17 protein-coding genes are annotated in these 20,675 nt (G+C 47.4%); all 17 read right to left on the reverse strand.

The genetic code is table 11. The features are described 5' to 3' along the window. Positions 1 to 27: 27 nt before the first annotated feature. The 17 genes from MKY73_RS16055 to MKY73_RS16135 all read right to left on the reverse strand — a co-directional run bounded on the left by MKY73_RS16055 (position 28) and on the right by MKY73_RS16135 (position 20,503). Complete coding sequence (locus tag MKY73_RS16055) at positions 28 to 390, reverse strand: Asp23/Gls24 family envelope stress response protein (RefSeq protein WP_339302587.1); 363 nt, start codon at positions 388 to 390, stop codon at positions 28 to 30. A 165-nt stretch (positions 391 to 555) separates the two neighbouring features. Beyond that, a complete protein-coding gene (locus MKY73_RS16060; protein WP_339302588.1) occupies positions 556 to 1,035 on the reverse strand; it encodes a hypothetical protein in 480 nt (159 codons plus the stop codon). Continuing rightward, positions 1,032 to 3,050 (reverse strand): S9 family peptidase, encoded by a 2,019-nt coding sequence (locus MKY73_RS16065; RefSeq protein ID WP_339302589.1) that lies wholly within the window; start codon positions 3,048 to 3,050, stop codon positions 1,032 to 1,034. The genes MKY73_RS16060 and MKY73_RS16065 overlap by 4 nt, the downstream gene beginning before the upstream one ends. Positions 3,051 to 3,071: 21 nt before the next feature. Next, positions 3,072 to 4,001, reverse strand: coding sequence for an ABC transporter permease (locus MKY73_RS16070; protein ID WP_339302590.1), 930 nt, complete (start codon positions 3,999 to 4,001; stop codon positions 3,072 to 3,074). Positions 4,002 to 4,017: 16 nt separating this feature from the next. Then, the gene (locus MKY73_RS16075; RefSeq protein WP_017688654.1) at positions 4,018 to 4,935 is read right to left on the reverse strand and encodes an ABC transporter permease; all 918 of its coding nucleotides are present in this window, start codon (positions 4,933 to 4,935) and stop codon (positions 4,018 to 4,020) included. Positions 4,936 to 5,041: 106 nt separating this feature from the next. Continuing rightward, the gene (locus MKY73_RS16080; RefSeq protein WP_339302591.1) at positions 5,042 to 6,607 is read right to left on the reverse strand and encodes an ABC transporter substrate-binding protein; all 1,566 of its coding nucleotides are present in this window, start codon (positions 6,605 to 6,607) and stop codon (positions 5,042 to 5,044) included. Positions 6,608 to 6,609: 2 nt separating this feature from the next. Beyond that, positions 6,610 to 7,815 carry a M20 family metallopeptidase gene (locus tag MKY73_RS16085; protein ID WP_339302592.1) on the reverse strand — a complete coding sequence of 402 codons (1,206 nt, stop codon included), beginning with the start codon at positions 7,813 to 7,815 and terminating at the stop codon, positions 6,610 to 6,612. Next, positions 7,812 to 8,564: an FCD domain-containing protein gene (locus MKY73_RS16090; RefSeq protein WP_339302593.1), complete on the reverse strand. Its 753-nt coding sequence runs from the start codon at positions 8,562 to 8,564 to the stop codon at positions 7,812 to 7,814. The genes MKY73_RS16085 and MKY73_RS16090 overlap by 4 nt, the downstream gene beginning before the upstream one ends. 386 nt (positions 8,565 to 8,950) lie before the next feature. Beyond that, on the reverse strand, positions 8,951 to 9,664 hold the full coding sequence (locus MKY73_RS16095; RefSeq protein ID WP_339302594.1) for a glycosyltransferase family A protein: 714 nt from the start codon (positions 9,662 to 9,664) through the stop codon (positions 8,951 to 8,953). 158 nt (positions 9,665 to 9,822) lie between these two features. Further along, positions 9,823 to 10,920: a Gfo/Idh/MocA family oxidoreductase gene (locus MKY73_RS16100; protein ID WP_339302595.1), complete on the reverse strand. Its 1,098-nt coding sequence runs from the start codon at positions 10,918 to 10,920 to the stop codon at positions 9,823 to 9,825. 12 nt (positions 10,921 to 10,932) lie between these two features. Continuing rightward, positions 10,933 to 11,856 carry an AraC family transcriptional regulator gene (locus MKY73_RS16105; RefSeq protein ID WP_339302596.1) on the reverse strand — a complete coding sequence of 308 codons (924 nt, stop codon included), beginning with the start codon at positions 11,854 to 11,856 and terminating at the stop codon, positions 10,933 to 10,935. Positions 11,857 to 11,880: 24 nt separating this feature from the next. Then, positions 11,881 to 12,885: a Gfo/Idh/MocA family oxidoreductase gene (locus MKY73_RS16110; RefSeq protein ID WP_339302597.1), complete on the reverse strand. Its 1,005-nt coding sequence runs from the start codon at positions 12,883 to 12,885 to the stop codon at positions 11,881 to 11,883. A gap of 248 nt (positions 12,886 to 13,133) precedes the next feature. Then, positions 13,134 to 15,926 carry an alpha-mannosidase gene (locus MKY73_RS16115; RefSeq protein ID WP_339302598.1) on the reverse strand — a complete coding sequence of 931 codons (2,793 nt, stop codon included), beginning with the start codon at positions 15,924 to 15,926 and terminating at the stop codon, positions 13,134 to 13,136. 18 nt (positions 15,927 to 15,944) lie between these two features. Next, complete coding sequence (locus MKY73_RS16120; RefSeq protein ID WP_339302599.1) at positions 15,945 to 16,769, reverse strand: carbohydrate ABC transporter permease; 825 nt, start codon at positions 16,767 to 16,769, stop codon at positions 15,945 to 15,947. Between the two features lie 22 nt (positions 16,770 to 16,791). Then, a complete protein-coding gene (locus tag MKY73_RS16125) occupies positions 16,792 to 17,658 on the reverse strand; it encodes a sugar ABC transporter permease (RefSeq protein WP_091016580.1) in 867 nt (288 codons plus the stop codon). A 67-nt stretch (positions 17,659 to 17,725) separates the two neighbouring features. Then, positions 17,726 to 19,105: an extracellular solute-binding protein gene (locus MKY73_RS16130; protein WP_339302600.1), complete on the reverse strand. Its 1,380-nt coding sequence runs from the start codon at positions 19,103 to 19,105 to the stop codon at positions 17,726 to 17,728. Positions 19,106 to 19,201: 96 nt separating this feature from the next. Next, positions 19,202 to 20,503, reverse strand: coding sequence for a glycoside hydrolase family 125 protein (locus tag MKY73_RS16135; RefSeq protein ID WP_339302601.1), 1,302 nt, complete (start codon positions 20,501 to 20,503; stop codon positions 19,202 to 19,204). Positions 20,504 to 20,675 lie beyond the last annotated feature (172 nt).

Raw genomic sequence — 20,675 nt, forward strand, 5'->3', positions numbered from 1 at the left:
TCACTCCTCAAGGTAGTTGAAATTGGACTACATCCTCACATCAGGTTGATTGAAGGATATGCCCTCAACGATGACGTTCACGGTTTCAATGGATAGACCAGTCAGTCGTTCTACATGCACTCTCACATTGTTTTGCAATTCCCTGCAGACTTCATGTACTTTTGCTCCATAACGAACCACAACCTTTAAGTCAATCTCCAGTCTGGATTCTATATTGCGGATTGCTATGCCATTTTGCAGACTTTTCCCACTCCACTTTTTGGTGATCCCTTCTACAAATCCTGTCGACATGGAGGAAATCTCACTGGTCGTATTTGCAATCTTGCCGACAATTTTGGAGATCACATCATCCGATATTTGAATTTTCCCCAGAACATTTTGAATGGACATCCCATGTCCTCCTTTTCACATCCATCATTTTTGATAGATAACTATATCATTTAATATAAATATAAATCATACGGAGTTCGATTTCAACTTTTTGAATTCAGTCGTTCACATTTCTAACTGTACATAGCAAAAAAGCCGCGATCACGGCGGCTTCTGTTGGTCATACTATGGGAATTTCAATTGAATAAGGACAGGAATGCGGGAGGATGACACGGTGTCTGTTCTCCCTTCCTCTGCTGCCTCCGTTTCTTCTACTACTTGCACGATCCATTGCCTGCCAATTAACGATTGCAGCAATTCAATCTCATGTTCCGTCAGATGAACATGCTTCAATGACAGATCGTCTTGAACATAATCCCGATCCACCTTACGGTCAAACCGGAAATCGAGCAATCTCTTCAATGCGTTAATATGCAAAAACTTGAACTCATAACCTTGACGTATCGCCATCTCCCAGTCGTCTCCGATATCAGCTGCTGTCTGTAGTCTTTCATCAAAATCCATCGCGGGTTCTTTAACCAGAGGCAGCAACCGGGAAAAGTCACGACGTCGCAACCATTCAATAATGTTCTCTTTGGTTGCACCACTTGTCAGTACATTCTCTACAAGAAGCCCTACAGGAATGGACAACTGAGTTCGACTCATTGCTCGCCCTCCTCATTCCCGAGATGCTGATTGAACCAGGCATTCACCTGTTCGAAGCTATCGATCCGCAGCGATGGTTTACCGCTTTTGAGCAAACTGTGATTGGAGCCCGGATAACGGATCAGCTTGGTCTTTTTGCCATATCGTTTTAACGTCGTATATAATTCTTCCGCTTGCGCAATCGGTGTCCGATAGTCCTGTTCCCCGTGCATGATCAGAAGCGGCGTCTCAATATGGTGTGCATGGGCAAGAGGTGAGCGAGACCATAGGAATTCAGCGTTTTCCGCCGGATTACCTCCAATGACTCCCTCCACATAGGATATTCCAATATCGCTCGTTCCGTACATGGATAACCAGTTAGAGATACATCGTTGGGTTACAGCAGCCTTGAAACGGTGCGTATGTGCTACGATCCAGTTCGTCATTACACCGCCATAACTGCCACCTGCGACACCCAGACGTGATGCATCAAGGAAATCATACGTAGCCAATGCATAATCAACAGCTTCCATCAGATCCCGGTAATCGCCTCCGGCGAAGTCTCCACGGCAAGCTCTGGCAAACTCCTGACCGTATCCCATACTTCCGCGAGGATTGATCCACAGCACAGCGTAACCTTGCGCGACAAGTGTCTGCATCTCATGACTGTATGTTCCCGTATACATCGCATGAGGTCCGCCATGTATTTGAAGTATGAGTGGTAGCTTCCCATGGTTGCCACGTATTGCCGGAGTAGCTAACCAACCTTGAATCGGCCATCCATCGGAAGACTTAAACTCTACACGCACAGGCGCATTTACAACTAAATCCGCCATGAATTCATCATTTCGCCGGGTGAGCCTGAACATCTCACCACTATCCATATTCACGCGATATAACTCTCCAGGATGTTCATCAGTCAACGCAGCGATAACGAGCGACGTACCATCTGGCGTCAAGGTATACTGATACACATCCTTTTCACGAGTGCCCGTCACCGATTGACAAGCTCCATCTTCTTGAATGCGATACACGTCCACATTTCCGTAATGCGTTCCGAGTACATATACACCACGTTCCGGATGATGGACATCCGAGACAGGAGAAGGTGATGCACCTGCTGACTTCATATCTCCCAGTGCTGCGTTACCAATCTGCATATCTAACTGTGGTGCAATTATCCTGGGTTCCCCCCGTTGAACAGGGACAGCGTATAAGCTGTTGTGGCTCCCGCTCCCATACTCACGATCACTTGCGATCAGGATCAGCTGCTGCCCATCCGGTGAATAGGAAAACTGGCTAATGGCCAGACTGGAATCCGTCACTTTGAAGAGCGTATTCTCTCCCAATTGAATGCTGTATACATCTGTAAAGTACAACAGATCCGCATCAAGTTCCTCATCCTCCACTTGCTTGGATATGAAGGAAAGATACTGGCTATCTGGCGACCATGCCGGAGCACTGATATTCCATAGCCCGGAAGTTACCTGCGTGATCTCCCCGCTGGCGATCTCATATACAAACAAATGGCTGTATTGACCATCCCACCATCCAGCCCCTTCTGCCTTCGGCGTTGTACGCTCAAAAACCTTACCTCGTAGCGCAGGTGCGGACTGCTGTTGGGGATCAGCTGTCTTCTGTTGATCCTCCGGTTGCACTTTGCTGGTAAACGCAATGTAATGCCCGTTCGGCGACCAGATATAATTCAATATCTTACGTGCGGGAGAGATCAGCATGACAGACTCTTTTTTATCCGAATCGAGCACCCATAGTCCCTTACCTCCATCCACAGAGCGAATGAATGTGAGCTGTGTGCCATCCGGCGACCAAGCAGGCGAAGAATCCTTCGTACCATCTGAAAGTGCAATATCTTCATCACCATCGAGCGAAATCCCTCTTATTTGCGTGTTATATTCGTTTTTATCCTGATCAATGGTTTGTTCCACATAAGCCACTTGTCCGTTCGGGCTGACAACAGGCTGACTTATCCAACGATAGTGAAGCAGATCCTCCGGCATAATTGGTCTTTGATTCATAATGATGGCTCCCTTCTCCGTTTATTTTTGGGTTGTCTCCGTACGTGGATCAAGCACATCACGCAGCCAATCTCCAAGGAAAATAACACCGAGTACGGTAAAAGTAATGGCTAGTCCAGGGAATGTAGCGACCCACCAGCTTGTTGCAACATATTGTCTGCCATCACTGAGCATACCTCCCCAGGATACATCAGGTGGTTTGATGCCCAGACCCAGGAAACTGAGTGAAGCTTCCATAATAATCGTCGTGCCCACATTCATCCCACAGATCACGATAAAAGACGAGAGGATATTCGGCAGAATGTGTTTCACAATCAGTCTTCCGTTCTTCGCACCGATCGATCTGGCCGCATGAACAAAATCCCGCTCCTTGATACTAAGTACCTCACTTCTGACCACACGGGTGAATGGAACCCAATTTGTCACTCCGATGACAAAGATTAGCGTTGTAATACCCGGACCAACAATCGCCATCACAACGAGCATAAATAGAATGGTTGGGATCGCCATGAAGGCATCACCTACACGCATGATGACGGCATCCAGCCATTTCCCGTAGAATCCGGATACCAACCCCAAGATGGCGCCAATGATGCCTGATACAATCACGGCACCCATCCCCACGATTAAGGAAACCCGGGCACCATATACAATTCGGCTCCACATGTCTCTGCCCAGATTATCGGTCCCCAGCCAGTATTCGGCCGTTCCACCCTCAAGCCATGCAGGCGGTTTAAGGCGATTGAGCGGATTCACTGCCGCTGGATCATGACTCGTCAATAGAGGTGCACCTATGGCGATTAACACCACCAACAATACAAGCACAGCACCAAACATTCCGGTCTTGCTGATGATCAGTTGTTGCCAGATATAACGAAGTCCCGTTGGTGCACGCCCATTGTCCTGTTCCTGTTCTGTACCCGGAATTGGCATTTCATTGCTGCCTGTCATATGATTGCACCTCCTTCTAGTCGTATTTGATGCGCGGATCAAGCAGCCTGTAGGCCACATCCGTCAAGATGTTGATTACCACAACGATAAAAGCAATGACAAACACCGCGGCCTGTACAATCGCCATATCATGTGTGTTGACTGCAACGACCAGCAATTGACCCAGTCCAGGCCAAGAGAATACCGTTTCTGTAATCAAGGTTCCCCCGATCAGACTTGTAAACTGCAAACTCATGATCGTCACCACAGGAATCAATCCATTCCGAAACGCATGTTTCACAATGACAACCATCCGACCCAGTCCTTTGCTTCGGGCTGTTCGAATATAGTCCTGATTCAGAATCTCTAACATGCTTGAGCGAATCAGCCGGGTCATCTGCGCAGCCAGTCCAACGCCAAGCGTGAATGCCGGCAAGATCAGATGTGACAATCCTCCGCGACCGGATACCGGCAATACACCCAACATGACGGAGAACAAGAGGATGAGCATGATTCCCATCCAGAAGTTTGGCATCGCCTTACCAATGACGGATATTCCGGAAATGATGAGATCGGTAAACGTATTGCGTTTGACAGCTGAAATAACACCAAGTGGTACAGCCATAAGTACGGCAAAAAACATGGCGGCTACAGCCAGTTCAAAGCTGGCAGGCAATCTCTCCAGCACTAGCTCTAATGCAGGCTGATTGTAGCGAAAAGACTGACCAAAGTCTCCCTGGATCGCACTTCCCAGAAACTTCACGTACTGCGTATATAAAGGCTGGTCCAAACCAAGTGCCTGCGTCAAGACAGCACGATCTTCAGCGGTAGCCGTTTCAGGCAACATTAGCGCAACCGGATCACCGGTGACTCGAACCAAAATGAACACAATTAATGAAACAATGAACAGCACCGGAATGATCTGCAGTAATGACTTAAGTACGTATTTGCCCATTCCTTGTTCACCTCCCTTGTTAAGAAAAAGAACGGCAGGAACATGGTTATCCAGTCCCTGCCGTTCACGGCCTTATCTTTTCAATGACCGGTTATAATGCTCGATGTTACTGTGCAACAGGTGTAATCTCGTCAGCATAGAACATCTCGTCACTGCGCGGCGCGAAGTTCACTTTGGCGTTTGTTCCGTACACACCTTCCATTTGGTACAGATATACGGCTGGGCGTTCTTCAGAGAAGATCTGCTGTACTTGCTGATACTCTTTCTCACGAGCCGCTGGGTCCATATTTACCAATGCAGATTGAAGCAGTTTTTCTACTTCAGGATTGTTGTAATCCGACTCGCCTTTGGCTTCTTCCAACATATAACGATTGTAGTTATTCGAAGCATCGAATAAGGAGTTACCAATACCGATCATGAAGATTTCTTTGAATGATTTGGAGCTGTAACGTTCACTGAATGCACTAGCTTCCAGGACATCCAGGTTGATTTTGAATCCGGCTTGTTCCAGCATCGCTGCAACAACTTCAGCTTGTTCTTTGTATTGTGCAGAAACGGAGATGGTCATCTCAGCTTCACCTTCTGCATAGCCAGCTTCTTGCAGCAATTGTTTTGCTTTTTCCAGGTCATAGAGTGACGTTTTGTACAATGAAGGATCAGCACCGAAGTTGCCCGGCGTTACAGATGTGCGGGTTACAATACCTGCTCCGCCAGCAATGCTGTCCACGATTCCTTGTTTGTCGATCGCCAGGTCAATCGCTTCACGCACTTTTGGATCAGCCGTGATGCTGCCTTCCGTCTGACGGAAGATCAACTGAAGCACACGCTGGATTGGTGCTTTGACAATCTTCTTGTCTTCTTCACCTTCGATCCGGGCAATGTCAGTGGACGGAATGGAAGACGCTACATCTACACCACCAGCGAGCAATTCGGATACACGTGTGGAGGCTTCAGGAATAACGCGGAATACCACTTCATTCCATTTGGGTTCACCGTCGAAGTAGTTCTCGTTTTTCACCAATTCGACACGATCGTCTTTGGTCCATTTACTGAACTTGTAAGGACCTGTGCCTACCGGCTGTTTCAGGAAAGTATCAAATCCGTTATCCGCAATATATTTTGCCGGCAGAATACCAGCTCCCATTTTGGACAAACGATTCAGCAAGAGCGGATCTGGACCATCCGTGATGATGTCTACGGTATAGTCATCCACCGCTTTAACTTCTACGATATTTTTGAAATAACTGTTTTGTTTCAGTGTCTCATCCTTGGCTACGCGCTCCAGCGTGTATTTTACATCTGCTGAAGTGAAAGGATCGCCATTGTGGAAGGTTACGCCTTCACGCAGCTTAAATCTCCATGTTGTATCATCAACCTGATCCCATGATGTCGCGAGTCCCGCCACTTTTTTCTGTTCACTGTCATTTTTGATCAGATAATCAAAAACGTTCACGAGAACCGCTTCACTGGAAGTGTTGTTGTTGTTGTGCGGATCGAAACTCTCAATATCTGTTGCCGCAGCAATGGTCAGTGTTGTACTTGGACTTCCACTGTCCGTTCCTCCTGTTGCGGTATTATCATTCGTGCTTGTCGTTTTACCTCCGCAAGCGCTGAGTACCATTACGATTGCCAGTAACGTAATCCACAAGCCTGTCCATTGTCTTTTTTTCATTGTCATTGCTCCCCCTCAGAAGTTGTATTCCTTGCCAAAAATTCAAGAGCTACTGCCGACAACATGCCCACACCATAAGGCATCGCTGTCTCATCGAGATCAAACATGGGATGGTGGAGTGGATAACGAGTACGTTCCTCATCATTACCAGATCCTAGTCTGAAAAACACACCCGGAATCTGCTCACAATAAAAAGCGAAATCCTCGCCCCCTGTAGAGGGTTTGATATAGTTCCATCCCTTCTGCGCATTAACCTGATCGCAGGTCTCTGTCAGCAGATCAACCATGCCAAGATCATTCACGACAACAGGGTATCCATCTCCATAGACAACTTCGCAACCTGCTCCGAAAGAATCACAGACCCCTTTAACAACCTGCTCGATCAAAGCTGGCATCTGTTCACGAATGGCAGGCGAGAGTGTACGAACCGTACCAATCATCTCCACTTCCGGGGCGATGGCTGTTCCCATATAACCTCCGGTGATTTTGCCAATGGTGATTACAGCGGGTTCAAGCGGATCTACCATCCGACTGACGATATTTTGCAAGGCGGTGATAACCTGTGCAGATACCGCAATCGCGTCAATGCCCTCATGCGGACGAGCTGCATGTCCACCCTTGCCAAACACCTTGATAACCAATGGGTCAGCTGATGCAAATGCAACGCCCTGACTTATGCCCAAGGTTCCCGTGTCCTGTCCAGGGGTCATGTGTAACCCTGCAATGGCATCAACCTTCGGGTTCTCCAGAACACCGTTCTGGATCATGGCTCTTGCTCCTGCAAGTCCTTCTTCCGCTGGCTGGAAAATGAATTTGATGTTGCCTGATTTCGGTCTCCCAAGTCCAGTAAGCAGTTGAGCTGCTCCCATCAGGATGGAGGTGTGAGCGTCATGTCCACACAGATGGGCTTTGCCTTCCACTTGCGAGCGATACTCCACTGCTTTCTGATCTTGGATTGGCAGAGCATCCATGTCTGCTCGCAAGGCAAAGGTTGGTCCGTCGGTCTCTCCGCGAAGCAGGCCTGTAACCCCGGTCTGTCCCACATTACGTGTAACTTCCAGGCCCAGGCTCTCCAGATGTTCAGCTACGATAGCGGAAGTACGATGCTCCTCGTAACCAATCTCCGGATGGCGATGCAGATCTCTGCGCCAGATGCTTAACTGGGCTTGTAGTGGCTGAGCCAGCTTAATCAGTTCTGAACGATTCATTCGCTGTCATTCCCTTCATTTTCATCTGATTCAGAAACCAAACGGGCATAGATTGCATCCGCCGAGAATTCGATATGTTTTTTCATCATCTCTCGGGACTTGGATTGGTCATGTGCCTTCAGTGCTTCAAGAATCTCCATATGTACACCATGGTTGACGGTACGGATCCGGTCATCATAAGGCATCAAGTCGAGCGCCGGATTAATTTTGGTCCGAATCTGTCTGACAGCCTTCTCGCAATAGGGATTCCCGGAAGCTTTGGCGATGGTCAGATGAAATTTCACGTCCAGCGCTCTGAACCATTCCCTTGTACAGTCTGGCTCTATACTTTGCTCCATATAGCTCTCCAGAAGCTCCAGTTCGCCTGCGGTGATCCGCTCAGCAGCGAGAAAAGCTCCCTCCGGCTCGATGATGGTTCGATATTCAAACACCTTGAGCATCTGTGACCAATCCCGTTTAATCTCTTCTCTGGTCCGTTTATGCGAATTGGCTGTCAGAGGCAATACAAATGTTCCGCCTTTGGCCCCTACCCTTTTTTCAATCAAGCCTTTCTCTTCAAGTGAAGAGAGTGCCTCACGAACGGTAATGCGACTTACATTAAAAATCTCTGCCAGATCACGCTCGGCTGGAAGCTGCTCTTCACTCATCAATTCTTTCAAGATAATAGCTTCTTCCAGTTGCTCTCTTATGAATTCACTAACCTTTTTGGTGGATACTTTCTCAAAACGAAATGAAAACGTACTGGACATCTAAACACTCCGATCTGTATATGGTCTAGACCTTATACCATTAATATAATTCCGACTAAACTTATATGCAATACTTTTTTTCAAGTTAATTCAACTTTTTTTCTCACCACCTCCCAATTGAACCATTTTGGGCACAAAAAAGACGCATCCGCATTGGGCAGAAGCATCTTCCCCTTCGTTGATTTACACCGTTCACTACGATGACAGAACAACCTTCCGATCGCTGTTATCCCAGGATTTCTTTGAAGCCCTTTTGAAAGGGGAAAATCCGGGGATAGCGTATGCTTCCGATGTAGCTTTCTTTCAGAAAGCTTGTAGGCGAACGCTCCGCTTCTTCAGGTTCTTTCTGTCCTCTCCGTTTTGTGTAAATGTTTAGTTCCTGTCCTCTAAAGTTTCTTATTAGCAAAGGATCTGAAATCGTCCGTAACTGCAAGTTTGGTGCTTCCCTCTAGGTAAAAGTTATCATCCGCTCGCCACGTATGGCTTTTTTTGTTTTTTCTCCGGTGATACACATAATTGAAAGGTGAGGTCGCGTACGCTTTGAATCCTCTTTTCCTGCATTGTCTCAGGAAGGTTACGTCTTCCCCTATTGAACGGTCCGTGAATCGGACTTTTTTCAAGATCTCCCTTTTGAATAAAATCGTGCCCCCCTGTACAAATTCAACCGGTTTATTTTTTTCAGTAGGTGACCTGACCAATAGTGTCTTAGACGCACCCAGGTAGACCAGACAGGAATGTTTGCCCACAATATCACTTTGGGTCCGTCTGAGTTCTCTCACCTGTTCTGTCAAATAATGTGGTGAATAGTAGTCATCATCATCAAATTTGGCAATCAACGAAAAGCGAGTCCTTGTTATTCCGGCGTTTAAGCTTTGTCCTAGCGATATGCTCTCCGGAACTTGGTATACATGAACATTGGCAAGATTTCGAACGCGTTTCTGATATAATGACAGATTCATACGGTCATGGTTCAGAACAATGACCAGCTCTTTGCTTGGATAATGCTGCCGACTGTAATTCTGTAGAATGTTCTCAAAAAATTGCGGCCGATTGGTACATACAACAATGGAAACACCATGACTCGTTTTATGTTTAGTCAAGACATACCCTCTTTTCAACTCCGTTTTCTCTCAGCATATGTGCCGAAATAGTGTCTGGTATGGACCAATAGCTAGTAACCACAACACCCAAAAACCCTCTGTCCACAATAACGGGACAAAGGGTTCTGTAATCTGTTCTTTCTGTATTTCGTTCTGTTCTATGCTTCGTTAGCGCTATTCAAGTATACAGCCTTGCCTGTACGAGCAGATTCATAGAGTGCTTCCAGGATCTGAGATACAACGAGCGCTTGTTTTGGTGTAACGACTGGCTCCTGATCGTTCTCAATCGCTTCGATCCACTTTCTCATCTCCACATCCGGTGCGCTCTCACTCTTGCCATCATAGAATGCTACCCCGCCTGCACTCAGTTCAATCTCGTTGGTGTATAGACGGCTGAATTTCTCGCCATTGATGCGCAGTCCGTTTTTCATATCCGCACCCGCTTCGCTTCCGCTCAAGCTGCATTTGGCTTCATCCACGTCCAGTGAGTTAAGCGCCCAACTGGATTCCAGCATGATCGTTGCACCATTCTCCATTACAATCATGCCAAAGGCCGAGTCCTCTACCGAGAATTTTTTCGGGTCCCATGGGCCCCAGGCGTTGGCCGCATTTTCACGTTGCGAGAGTTCATGGTAGGTCGTGCCGAGTACAACCTTTGGTTGATAGTTATCCATCATCCAGAGCGTCAGATCAAGTGCGTGCGTACCAATATCAATCAGCGGACCGCCACCTTGTTTCTCCTCATCCAGGAAAACACCCCAGGTTGGTACTGCTCTCCGTCTAATGGCATGTGCTTTGGCAAAATAGATATTCCCCAGATCACCCGCTTCGCACACCTTCTTCAAATATTGACTGTCTTCTCTGAAACGGTTGTTGTATCCAATCGTCAGTTTCTTACCGGTACGTTCTGCCGCTTCCAACATGAGTTGTGCTTCAGCAGACGTCTTCGCCATTGGCTTCTCACACATGACATGTTTGCCTGCTTCCAGGGCAGCAATGGAAATCTCGGCATGGGAAATATTCGGGGTAAGCACATGCACAATATCCAGAGACTCATCCTTGAGCAGTTCTTGATAATCTGTGTAGACCTCAGCATCTGTAGAGCCATATTTTTGCTTGGCTTCATCTGCACGTTCCTGAACAATATCGCAGAAAGCCACCAGTTCAACATTATCCAGTTTACTCAGACTTGGCAGATGTTTACCATTCGCGATTCCACCACAGCCAATAATTCCGATACGATATACTTTACTCATATATATTCACCCTCACTTAAGTATTGGTTGTTTCATTTTACGAAAAGCCGACGGGGTCATCCCCAGACGTTTACGAAATACAGCATGCAAATAGTTGGCATTATTGAAGCCCGAAGCGAGAGCGATCTGTTCGATGGATACGTTACTTTCCTCCAGATTACGGCACACGGCGCGCAGACGAATATCCTCCAGTACGCGGCTGAACGGCATCTCAGGCTGTACTTGATAGAAGATTCTCTGCAATTGTCTGCTGCTGATATGAAGTTTCTCAGCTACATGCTCCAGCGTGACTGCTGTAGGATGATTCGCCTCCATATACTGCACTGCATACTCATAACGATACGCCGACATATCCCGAACAGGGGCTTCCGGTCGATTCCCACCGGTGTCGTATGCTCGCACAGTTTTAAGTAATATGCTAATGACCAGCTGTTTGATCGACGTATAATAACCTAATAATTTCTGATCACAGGCCTCATAAGCTTCCAAAAAACACTGCATCGCCCGATGATAATCATTCACCGGAGTATGCGGAAGCGTTCTCAGCTTTTCAATCGTTTCCTCGGATTCAGTGGCTTCCCAAGGATCGACATGCTCTCTTGGCTTGTGAACGATATCCACATGAAGACAGAGTTCATCCATGTCCTCTTTGGCGTCCGCCTCCTGATAATGCAAGACACCCGGTCCAGTCAAATACAGCATGCCTTCCGAGAGTGCATGTGACTGATCATCGAGAATAACCTTACCTTTGCCTCTCGGGATAAAATGAAATTCAAACTCCGCATGATTATGGAAATCCACAACTCGGCCCGCTGGAAAAGAAGTCAGATGAAATCGCATTACGCGAATTTCATAATGTCCCCACACCATTGAAATATCCAGTCTCTCTAGGAGATCCTGCCGTTCAAGCATTTTCTCATAAGGATACAGGCTCAAGTTTGCATACCTCCTTCATAAGACCTAACCCTTCAACTCACTCAGAGTGATTCTGCGCCCTTCTTTGGCAGAGAGATTCGCAGCTTCCATCAACCGGGTCAGCTCCATAGCGATCTGCACGTTTTCGGTTGCATCCGTATCATTTTGTATATGTGCAACCCATTGATTGAATGCGCTTTCCCTTTTGTCTACCAAAGGAAGTTCAGTCCATTCTTCATACTGTCCCTGTGCTGCTTTTGTACGAATCAACAGCTTATCATCAGGTGTCCCGTAGAGAAGGGTGCCTTCCGTACCATGAACCTCAATCGTAAACGGAGAATGGCTATTCACAAAACCAGCTTCAACAACACCAACTGCTCCGGAATCCGTAAACAAGGTTGCAACTGCATTATCTTCCACTTCTTTGCCTGTAATGTATCCGAAGCTCGCATTAACCGCTGTTACTTCCTGACCCAGAAACAGTTTGGCCAGATACATTGGATGGCAGCCCAGATCAATCAGTGCACCGCCCTGACAATCCTTCAGATCATAGAAGTGTTCAGGTAACCAGTTCGAAATCGCTCCATCATGCGATAAACGTGCTCTAACATAAGTCACTTTGCCAAGCAATCCCTGGTTAAGTACATCCTGAATCGTGAGCGTATACCCTGCATTCAGACGTGGTAAGGAGACTGTCATCTTGACTTTGTTTGCCTTTACCTCATCAAGGATTCTGTTGGATTCCGCTTGTGTCGCTGCAATAACTTTCTCCGTAAAGATGTGTTTCCCTGCTTTTGCAGCAGCGGTGATCACTTCTTCATGGATGCGGGTTGGCGCATCTACAATAACGGCATCGATGTCATCCTTAGCCAGCATATCTTCGAGTGAAGCATAGAATGGTACGTTTAAACGTTCAGCCGCTTCCTGTCCCCGCTTGGCATCTTCATCCCACACCGCTGCGATGACTGTATCTTCATGTTCCTGTGCCTGCTTGATGTAATCCCATGCGTGAACATGCCACAAGCTAATTTTCCCAATTCGAATGGTCACTGTTGGCTTACCTCCATACTATATAATATTCTGACATTTATCTATAAGTTATCACAGACTTCATGTATTTTTAATAGAAACTCACGACAATTAATGTATAAAATCACGACACGTCTATCATTAGGTATGTATGCGGTTTTCCCATATTACTTTGGGTGCAGGTGCACATAACGGAGCACATGACAAAAACCTCCTGTCCACACTATCGTGAACAGGAGGTTTCTATGGTTATAATGTTAAACATCACCTCAACGTAACGCATACCCTTGTGTAACAATTTTGTACCCGGATATCGTCTGGCTGTCCTCTTCCAACGTATCCTTGACCCGTTCCAGCACATCGCTCTCATAGACAGAGGCGCACTCGAATCCAGGCTGAACGTTCAATTCAGCAGTTTCGGAGTTTAGATTATACCAGCGAGCGATCACGTCTCCAGTTTCCTCCGCGATCTTCAGTGTGGAGAATGCCAGTGTCGAACCTTGCGCATTCCATGCTAACCATTGCTTCGACAGAGGCAACTCCACCTTCTGCCCATCAGCTCCGGCATGACCTTCCCACTCAAAAGTGCGTGCTAATGACCCTATCTGCACAGTCGTCCACGGAATGGGATACATATATGCGGATGCACATGCGCCTGACTGTGCTGCATCCCCTGCAAATGGAATAATCACATATTCCACACTCTGTTGTCCCAGACATTGGGCTTCTGGTGTCTCGAACACGCCCCAGTCTCCCAGCTCCGAAGAGGCACGCAGTAGCGTAACCGCAATCGTACTGCCCTCTTCATGTTGTAAAATCTCGTATTCATTCAGCCCTTTGTTTGCAATCATCAAGCCATGATCACCATCCGTCACATGTACAAACGCTTGCTGATGCTGCGCATTACTTGGATTCACCCATTCTTTGGCCGGTGTATTGGAGCGTTTGGCAACCTCAAAGATGGAATCCGCATAATGATCCTCTGTCACCAGTCCGGATGGAAAGAGTGCACGCAGCCGATGATCCTTGGCCTGATTGTTAAATTCAGATTTCACTTTGACCATATTACTGCCTGCTTCCAGCGTATACGTTGTCGTAATTACCAGCGGAACCCTGTTCTTCACCCGCTGTGCCTTGCGTTCTGTAAAAGGAACCATTTGGCGCTTCTCCAACTCGAACAGTTCATCTGCTCCAGCAGGAATGTCCCAGTGTAATACACTCTCCATGACTGCACGATACGGAGATTGCTCCACGATCCGCAGGTCTGCCTTCAGATGCTTCGTGGTCAGCGTCATCTCTCCGTCAGGCTGACGATAGACGTATTCATTGCCGATATCACCGGTATTTTCATATGAATTCAAGCCCCTGTATACAACACCGGAGACCTTATCTTCAATCGTTGCCGTACCATTATCTTCAATCGTCACCCGCAAATGACCGTTTTCCATCATCATTCCCTGAACCTGAACGAGTTCGCTCGTAGCGGGCACTTCAGCAATCTCTGTTTGCTTCTGAACTGGAATAAGAGCATACGTCTTATAACCCAGCGAAGGTACATCCACCGCCTGGAAAGTCACTCTAACTTTACGAGCCATATAAGGCTGCCGGAAGCGATCCTTCGGAAGTTCATAACCGAAATGTGCACCCAGATCCTTGATTTCAGCCGAGTACACGTGTCCATCCGAATCGATGAGCTGATACGCTGGCAATGCATCTTTTTCCACCTTCTGTGCAAGCGCCTGAGGATTAGGCCCTTCCGGGAAAAAGGCTTTGTCCACAATGAGATCCATCTCCATGATGCCATTTCGATTCCATCCACTCGTGTTGAATACAGTGAACGGCACGGCTTCCTCTCCCCAAGCCTCAGCAGGTTGCGCACGAATGGATTCAGCAATCGCTTGCGCGCTCTGGGAAACCAATTTCTCTGCAAGCTGTCTGCTCTTGGCGAAGCGGGTCACCATCTCACGGTGAACCTCATCCACACTGCATCCGCAGATGCTATCATGCGGGTGGTTCTGCATCAGCATCTTCCATGCATGCGTCAACAGATGGTGCGGATAATCTTTTACCCCGGCTATATGGGCCATGGCAGCGAGTGGTTCGGCTACTTTTTCGAGCAACGTCTGCCCCTGCTGATTCAACTGTTTCAGATAAACCCGTGCGGATGCCGTGTTCACCAGTGTTCCCCAACCATCCGTGTGCTGACTGCGAAGTTCACCTTCAATGGTCGCCAGATTTTCAGGGACATCTTTGTTAACCGCCTCAATGTAATCGTCAAAATTGGAGTGAATAAATTCCACATCCGGATACAACGCAGCCGCCGTGCGTAAAGCCTCAGGCAGATCCGTCTGGATCGGCTGGTGATCGCAACCATTCATGAACAACATATGTGGGGTCGAGGCGAATTTCTCGGCATCCTCCAGATTTTTATCCCAGTATACTTTGGCTTTCTCCGGATCAACTGGAACTTCCATCCCATTGCAGTACCAATTCGCGAACAAAATACCGAGCACTTCCGAGCCATCCGGCGAACGCCAGATCATCTCGGAATAGGGAGATTCGTAACTATCCGCATCAACCACGGCATTATTGAATCCGGTAGGCTTTACCCCGCGCCCGAAGATCGCGTTATGAATGTCCGCCTGTTGCAGAATCTGCGGTGCCTGTCCCATATTTCCGAATGAGTCAGGGAAGTACCCCGTCTTGGATATCACACCGAATGGACGAGCATCACGATGACCGATGAGCAGATTTCGCAGGTTGGCCTCGCTGCTGGTCAGAAACTCATCCTGTAACACATACCATGGGCCAAAATGAATGCGCCCTTCACGAATATAGCGGTCAAGTCTCTCCTGTTGTTCAGGCCGAACCTGCAAATAATCCTCACGAATAATCGTCTGCCCATCCAGATGGAAATAGCGATATTCCGGGTCCTGATCGAGCGTATCCAGCAGTTTATCCATCAGCTCAATGAGAAGAACATGATGATGTTCATAAGGCATATACCATTCCCGGTCCCAATGGGTATGCGAGATGAGATGTGCCGTCTTTTTGGTTGTCATGTTGCGTACCTCCTGTCATTAACCTTTGGTTGCCCCGCCCATGCTGAAGCCTTTGGACATGTAACGCTGGGAGAAGATATATAGCACAACCGAAGGCATCGTATAAAGTAGTGAAAATGCAGCCAATCTGCCGTATTCAACCATGCCGTGGCTGCCGAAGAATTGATAGATCGTGACCGATGCCGGAAGTTTCTCCGGTGTCTGGAGCAGGATGTAGGGCACGAAGAAGTTACCCCAACTTCCCGAAAAGGTAAATATCGCTATCGTTGCAATACCTGGCAACATTAGCGGAGCCACAATTCGTCTCAAGCCATTCCATACGGACGCTCCATCAATCCATGCGGATTCTTCCAGATCAATGGGCACCGAATCCATGAAGTTTTTCATCATCCAGATACCGTAAGGAAGTGAAGATGCGGTCAGGAACAGCATTGTGGCAATGATGCTATTTTGCATTTTGAAGAACAGAAACATTTGAAATACCGGAACCATCACGGCCGTAATCGGAAGAGCTGTCATGAACAGAATGGATAACAGGAAGCTCTTTTTAAATCTCATCTCGTATCGGGATAATGGATAGGCGGCAAGAACCGATACCAGAACAACCAATATCGCTTGCCCTCCCGACAGAATCAGGCCGACACCGAATGAACGAAGATTGCTCGCATCCCCGAGTACATCCTTGAAATTTTGAATGGTCCAGGTACTGGGCATTTTGATGCCCTGCTGTGCGTTCGGATCAAATGAAGCCAAGATGATCCAGAGCAGCGGCAATAAAAAACAGAGCCCTAGAAAGACTAGAATCCCGTACTGGATTTTGCGTTGAAGCCCATGTTTGACCATAGGGATCGAACCTCCTTCATGGTTACACTTTCACTTTCATGGATCGCATGTAGAACAGGCTGGCGATGATACCGATGAACAGCAGAACCAGCGATATGGCTGTACCATATCCAAACTGATAATTCACAAAGGCCTGGTTGTACATGAAGATTGGCAAGGTTTGTGTCGAAGTACCCGGGCCACCACCGGTCATCGTATAGATCAGCGTGAACACACCCAGTGTCTGTAGGGTAACCAACATCATGTTGGTCACGATCGACCCTTTTACCATTGGAATTGTAATGTGTCTGACGATCTGGAACCCTGTAGCGCTGTCAATAATGGCAGCTTCTTCGACTTCCTTCGGAATATCATCCAGAGCCGATTGGTAGACCATCATCGAGAAGGCTGTGCCGTGCCAAATATTCGCGATAATGACACTCACCATTGGGAAACTGAACAACCAGGAGATCGGATTCGCCCCAAACCAGCCAAGAATCTGATTCAATGAACCATTGTCACTGAAAAAGGCAACCATACAGAATGCCACCACAATCTCGGGTGTCACCCAGCCAGCAATGACGATGATGCCAATGACCCGGCGGAACGTCACATTTTTTTCCTTCATTAGAAGAGCCAGAATGAACCCAAGCAATACCTGACCAATCACTGCGGAGAAGATGAGAAAGACCAGCGTACGCCAGACACTAATGCGGAAGTCCGGATCATGGAACATATTAATGAAATTCTGAAATCCGACGAACTCCAGACTCTTGGCTGCCGCCCCGGTCAGAGCCATATTCGTAAAGGCAAAGCAGATCGTCAAAATAATGGGAACAATGAAAAACACGAGTAATAACAGTACGGAAGGCATGAGAAACAGAAATGAGCCTGGTGCTTTCCTTTTCATAAGTCACTCTCCATTCGAACCGGAAAAAGGGGAGATTGTTCCTCCCCCTCCGAATATATCGATATCCTTATTTCTCTTCGATGCTGTCCGCGCCAAGGGAGCGGGATACGTTGTCCTTCAATTGCGTAATTCCGTCTTCCGGCGTCAGCTTGCCAGAGGCAATACTCTCTACGATGCTTTGCAATTGGGCGGATACCGTTGCATATTGATCGTTCGCTGGACGGAAGTGAGCCACATTCAGGAGTTCCTGTGCTTCTTTGGTATATGGACGATCCGTATACCCTTCAACGTCTGTGGAATCATTACGTGGGCTGAGGCTGCCTTCCGCTACTACGCGTGCAGTCGCATTTTCCTTATTCATCAGAAACTCGATAAATTTCCAAGCTTCTTCCTTGTTCTTCGCTTGTGCAGGAACAGACCAGGCCCATCCTCCAGACATCGTCGTTGCTCCAGGTGCTTCCCCATTTTGTGTCGGGAATGGCGCAAAACCTATTTTCTCTTCGACGTTGGCAATTGGGGCAGCACCGTTCTCGGCCCATGTCGAACCTGCCCAGCTACCATCTACAGCCATCGCCAGTTTGTCTTGCGGGAACTGTTGCTGGAATGCAATACTGCCAGCTTGTCCATTCAAGGCGACCTGCATGGTCGGACCTGTTTTATCCGTGTTGAACACTTGATCTATGAATTTGAAAGAATCCAGCAGCCCCGGGCTGTTCACGACCCATTTCTTGCTGGTATCGTCATACAATGTGTCTGCCGTACCATAGAGCAGCATTTCTAGCGTCTGCATGGTAACCCCTTCACCGTTTGCTTTGCCCACGATCATATTAAGCGGTGTCACACCTGGCAGTTTTTGCTTGATGGTACGTGCTGCTTCGAGTACTTCTGCCCAGCTTGCAGGTTTGAATGGAACTTCCAGACCTGCCTGTTGAAACAATTCCTTGTTGTACCAGATCCCGCGTGTATCCGAGGTAGCCGGAACGCCGTATACCTTGCCATCTTCACCCGTAACCCCTGCCTTCAGGTTGTCGATGATGTGTTCTTCCCAATCGGACCAGCCCTGAACCCTTGTATCCAGCGGCTCCAGATATCCCGCAGCAGCATCGGATTTGATGATGGATGTATCTTCGGCAATAACATCTGGCGCCGTGTCAGGCGACTTCATCTGCAAAACCATTTTGGACGTATAATCACCTTCACTTGCCAATACAGGCGCAATGTTGATTTTGATATCCGGATTTTCTTTCTCGAATTGATCCACCAATCCGGATTGGAAAAACTTCGTAAGTGTATCTTCAGATCCTGAAGAACGGAACGAGACGGTTACTTCCTTCTTGCCATCACTGGTTGTGCCTGTACTTGAACTTCCGCCTGAACAGGCTGTCGTTAGAATGAGCAAGGATGTCATAACTGCTGCTACCGGCATTTTCAAAGATATTTTTCTCATGGTTCGCTCTCCTCTTGTCGGAATTCAACGAACTCCGAACATTATGATGTACTCGCAGGTTCTCTTTTGCTTTCCTATCTATTTCTGTACGCAATCCTATTTCTCTACGCCGAATCCGCAATAATCCATCATCAGTTCACTAAAGAGCATGTTGGACCATGAAAACCATGGGCGGGTATACTCATGTGGATCGTTAGCCGAAAAGCCTTCATGGGTAAGTCCGGTGCCCGCATCCGTCTGTTGGATAAGCTGGAGCAATCGCAGTTTTTCGTTGCGATCCGTTGTAGTCAGCCCCTGCATCGATAAAGCGATATGCCAGATGTACCCATCCGGTGTATGTGGACTACCGATTCCAGCTGCTGCTGTTCCCTCGTAGAAATACGGGTTGTGTGAGGATAGAATGAATCGGCGTGTATTCTGATACACCTCGTCGTTCTCATCAACATATCCGAGATAAGGTAAAGACAGCAGGCTTGGTACATTGGCATCATCCATCAGATTGTGATTGCCTTTCCCGTCGGTTTCGTACGCATATATGGTGCCATATTCCGGATGTTCGACAGTACCATAATCCTGAATACCTTTGTTGATCTGTTCCTCCAACTGCTGAGCAGTTGCTGACAGCCCTTTATCCTCGAACACGACTTCGGCAATTTCCTGTAGATATCTCAGCGCCACAACGGCGAACATATTGGATGGTATCAGATAACCATATTCACAGCGATCATCGCTGGGACGGAATCCCGACCATGTCATGCCTGTATAGGCTGTTTCAGTACCTCGTCCCTCTCGGCTGAGCGTATCGGTTTCGGGCGCATCCAGACGTTGGAACGTGTAGGGTGATTTCGTCTCATGATGCTGCTCCACTTGCCATAACTGCATGATAATCTGGGTTGCTTTGCGGAACGTATCATTGAATTGCGTTGTTCTTCCCGTGTTCTTCCACAGGAGATAACTGAGCTGAATTGGATAAGCCAGAGAGTCAATCTCATACTTCCGTTCCCAGATCCAATCATTCATCTGCGTTAGATCTTCCTGATGTCCTTTCCCACTCTCTGTCTCATTAAAAGCGTTTGCATAAGGGTCTAGGAGAATATAATTCAGTTGCCGTTCAACCAGTCCAGCGATCATGTCGGCGATATCTTCATCCTCTGAAGCGAGAACCAGATACGGTCTGACCTGTGCAGCAGAATCACGTAACCACATGGCAGGGATATCTCCCGTAATCACAAAAGTTGTTCCATCCTCTTTGCGCTGAATGGTAGTCGCCATCGTATTGGTAAAACAGTTTTTAAACATTTGGTTTAGTTCCGGATAATCCGGCATACGTTTGTTAACTCGATCAATCATGTCGTATATCGAGGGGGAAATGTCTTGATCTTCTCTGGGTGTCAGCATGTTGTCCTCCTTATGTAATCCAGTTTATTAACCGCTTTCATCATCCTAAAACGAATATAATGTTATGTCAATATATTTATTTGTATATTAGCATGTTATTATCATTTTTTTAATCCAAACAATATACCAATCAAGGTGATGTTTCCCTTATTATCCATACCAAAAAGAGACC

The organism is Paenibacillus sp. FSL R5-0519, from assembly GCF_037974275.1.
Taxonomy (GTDB): domain Bacteria; phylum Bacillota; class Bacilli; order Paenibacillales; family Paenibacillaceae; genus Paenibacillus.